4 protein-coding genes are annotated in these 3,984 nt (G+C 47.1%); all 4 read left to right on the forward strand.

Annotation, left to right across the window (positions count from 1 at the left end):
• Window positions 1-181 precede the first annotated feature (181 nt).
• Window positions 182-1,375, forward strand: a complete 1,194-nt coding sequence (locus tag JX312_RS10115) for a hypothetical protein (RefSeq protein ID WP_204457907.1) — start codon at window positions 182-184, stop codon at window positions 1,373-1,375.
• A 345-nt stretch (window positions 1,376-1,720) separates the two neighbouring features.
• A complete protein-coding gene (locus JX312_RS10120) occupies window positions 1,721-2,776 on the forward strand; it encodes an asparaginase (protein WP_204457908.1) in 1,056 nt (351 codons plus the stop codon).
• A gap of 25 nt (window positions 2,777-2,801) precedes the next feature.
• On the forward strand, window positions 2,802-3,632 hold the full coding sequence (locus JX312_RS10125) for a DUF3822 family protein (RefSeq protein WP_204457909.1): 831 nt from the start codon (window positions 2,802-2,804) through the stop codon (window positions 3,630-3,632).
• Between the two features lie 28 nt (window positions 3,633-3,660).
• Window positions 3,661-3,984, forward strand: a 324-nt coding sequence (locus tag JX312_RS10130; protein WP_204457910.1) for an RsmD family RNA methyltransferase, incomplete at its 3' end; no start/stop codon positions are given.

Genomic DNA, 3,984 nt, shown 5'->3' on the forward strand with positions numbered 1-3,984 from the left:
TTTTTATGTATTTTTTCGCGTTTTTGATAAATTTATATTACCTTTGTGAATCAATACAAAAAAGGAGTACTCCTTTTTTGTATTGCCGTAACCACGGCAATACAAAAATATTTATACTCTAACGGTTTTAATGATTATAATCTGATTTATATAATTTTCTATCAATTTTAATTTTAAGTTTATGAAGAAATTTTTACTCTCTTTAGCCGTTTTGGCTTACGGTGCAAATGTCATGAACGCCGAAGTTTTCAACGTCAATGACGCTACGGATTTTGACGGAACCCTCATTGAAGAGGTTAACACCGACAAGAATAAAGCTGCGAAACATTACGATCCTCTTAATTCTCTTAAGCTTGGAGGGTATACTCTTACGTTTACTAAAAACGGAGGATCTTCAAATCCCGCTTATTACTGGAACATGTCAACTTCGCAGAACACCCAGAACACAATCCGTCTTTACAAGCTGAACACTCTTGAGATCTCATCTGAAGAGGCTTTCGGTACCATAGTGTTTAAGCTCAATTCTGTAAAGGCAATCACAGAGACTAATATGGTGACTGCGACTGTTGGTGGTCTTACTGTCAATACCTCTGAGATGACTTTGAAATGGACTAATTCTGAAGCAGTAAAATCAGTAAAATTCACCATGCCCTCAGAAAAGGTTGGCAAGGATAATCCTCAGGCACGTATCATCAGTCTTGACATCACAGCAGAAACCGGCGATGTGCCCGAAGGCCCCGGTACTGATCCGACACCTACTCCCGAAGGAGACACATTCTCTTTGGTCGAGACTGTTGTGAGTGGCGGTCAGTATAACTTTGTGGCATCAAATAAAGCCGGAAAGCTCTTTACCAAAGCTTACGGTTATATGTCTACTGAAGATGTGACTATTGCTGACGGCTCTTTTAAAGGTGACGCTGTCAACGCAATCACTTTCACCGCTGTCGATGGAAAAGAGAACACGTTTACGATGAAAGATTCAAAAGGAATGTATCTGGGGCAGGATGATGAGCATCCGAATTCATTCCAACTTGCCGAGGATCCGTCAAAAACGGCATTTCATTTCGAGTGGACAGTGACTTTTAATGCTGATAAGAAAGTTATCGTCACTAATACAGTTACAGGTCGTCAGGTGATGCAGGATCCTCAGTATGGTAGCTTCGGCATGTATAAGGACGCTGTGATTATGGACACATACGTTCTTCCCGAACTTTTCAAGCTTGAAGGAGGTTCATCAGTTTCAGAGATCGAGGCTGAGGCTAATGACGAGGCGGTTTACTACAACCTTCAGGGTGTAAAGGTTGCCGAGCCTGAGAACGGACTTTACATCAAGGTTCAGGGCAATAAGGCGACGAAAGTGCTTATCCGCAAATAATCATTGCCTGATCATATACATTTGACGAGGATCACACGCACGGTTTGTGCGTGTGATTTTCGTTTTACGGGATGCGCAATCAAAAGTATATGCGGTAATGTCGAGGGAATTTATGGCGTTGGATTGTTTTTTACTTGCGAGAGTTGTCGGGAATTGTTATATTTGCAAATTAAGAAACTGTTTAAATATTGTTAAACGGTTTCGATTTAAGTTTAAACAGTTTCTAAGAGAGTGTCTGGATTTGACTTTCATGTGGATGAAAAGAATTAATTTCGGAAAATCCTACGTATAATTCATATTAAATTCAAACACTCTCCAAAGGTTGTTAAGAATCATTTATAGCCTATGGACGGAGCCTTATCTAATGCGGAGAACAGACGTCCCCATATACTCATAGTGTATACGGGGGGTACAATCGGAATGATTGAGAACGATGAGAGCGGTGCGCTCGAACCTTTTGATTTTGATCATCTGATAGACAATGTGCCGAAAATCAAGCGTTTGGATTATGATATCGATAATGTTCAGTTTGAAGTCCCACTGGATTCGTCGGCAATGACTCCGGACCATTGGGTGGAAATCGTGAAGGTTATCGCAGAAAATTACGACNATTACGATGGCTTCGTTGTGCTTCACGGCACCGATACCATGGCTTATACCGCTTCCGCCTTGAGTTTCATGATGGAGAATCTCCGCAAACCGGTGGTGATCACCGGCAGCCAGCTGCCGATAGGCGAGGTGCGTACAGACGGCGAGGAGAATCTGATAACCGCTTTGCAGGTGGCTGCCGCCAGAGATGCCGACGGGAGTCCGATGGTGCAGGAGGTCGCGATTCTGTTCGAGAACTATCTGTGGCGCGGCAACCGCTCCACAAAGCACAGTTCCGACAACTTCAACGCGTTCAAGAGTTCCAATTATCCGCGTCTTGCCAAGATAGGGCTTGGCATCAGTTACCGCAAGGAGGTGCTCTGGCGCACGCGTGGCGAAGCACCGCTGAATATCCGTTACGGACTTGACCGCAATGTGATGTACATGGATCTTTTTCCCGGCATCACGGAGGCGGCAATACGTCATCAGCTTTCGACTCCGGGTCTGAAGGGTATTGTGATGAAAACTTTCGGCGCGGGCAACGGTCCTACCGCCGGATGGTTTATAGAGGCAATCCGGGAGGCAGTGGAAAGAGGAATTGTTATTGTCAATGTGTCGCAGTGCGACAACGGCATGGTCAATCCCACCCGTTATCAGACCGGCACGGCGTTGAACCGTGCGGGTGTGATTTCCGGTCATGACCTGACATCGGAGGCGGCGATCACTAAACTTATGTTCCTGTTCGGACAAGGGCTGACCCCTGAGGAAGTCAAGACCGAGATGGAGCGTCCTATTGCCGGTGAGATGGATTAGAGACGGCGGGGAGTGAAGCAAAAAAGTGAGTAGAGTATTTATGGAAGATAATCTGACGACATACAAAGGGGTGAGAATAGACGACACAGCCGAATGGAGGCTTGCCGTCTATATCACTGAAACAGGTATGTCCGCATATCTGAAAAACACAGAGAACCCGCTTGAGCCTGTGGCAANGCTTTTCGAGGAGCAATGGNNNCAGGATGAGNCGGCTCTCCTGCGTAATATAGAGACAGCGGTGTATGACCACCCGCAGCTGCTTGATGATTTTTCTACGGAGATCGTGATCTGCTCGCCGCGTGCCATGTGGGTGCCCGAGGCGCTTGCGGGAGACTATGAGGAGCAGACAAATCTGTATAACAAGGTCTATAAGGCTGAAGAGACGGATGTATTGTGCGACACGGTCAACGGCATGTGTTGCCTCTATACGTTATGTCCGGGACTTCCGGCGTTTCTTCGCAGGACGCTGTCGGGCGCGAGGGTCTCGTGTCATCTGTCGGTTCTTGCAAGAAGGTTCATGAGCAGGGGCAGCGAGATGCCACGCGTATATGCCGACATACGGCAGGGAGAGGTGGATTTTGTGGTGCTTGACGACAGGCGGATGCTGCTTGCCTCGACCCAGCGCTGGCACGACAGGATGGATATCGCCTATCATGTTTTCAATATGATGGATGTATACGGTCTGAATCCTGCAAACACACAGGTGTCGCTGTCGGGAGAGCGCGAAATAAAACAGTCTCTTGTCAAGACGCTGCGGGAGCAGATCTCATATGTGATGCTGACCATGATGCCGTCGGCGGTGTCGAAGACCGACATGCCGCTTGCCGCCGCCGTCGCGCTCGTGAAAAACACATAGACAGCGGCATTCAGGATATAAACATGCTATGAGGATAATAAGAGGGAAATATGGAAGACGCAGGTTTGATGTGCCGAAGAATATAACGGCACGTCCGACCACAGACTTCGCACGTGAGAATCTTTTCAATGTTCTTGACAATATGATGGAACTGGAAGGGAAAAGCGTGCTTGACCTTTTTGCCGGCACAGGAGCGATAAGCTGGGAGTTCGCATCGCGTGGATGCGCACCCGTGACAGCCGTGGAGCAGGCGGCAGTGCAGGCAGGATTCATCAGGTCTGTGAAAGAGAAACTCGGCGACACATCGCTGAAACTCATAAAAGGGGATGTGTTCCGTATTATAGAAAGAGGA

This window comes from Barnesiella sp. CU968, assembly GCF_905219685.1.
In the GTDB taxonomy this organism is placed as follows: domain Bacteria; phylum Bacteroidota; class Bacteroidia; order Bacteroidales; family Muribaculaceae; genus Lepagella; species Lepagella muris_A.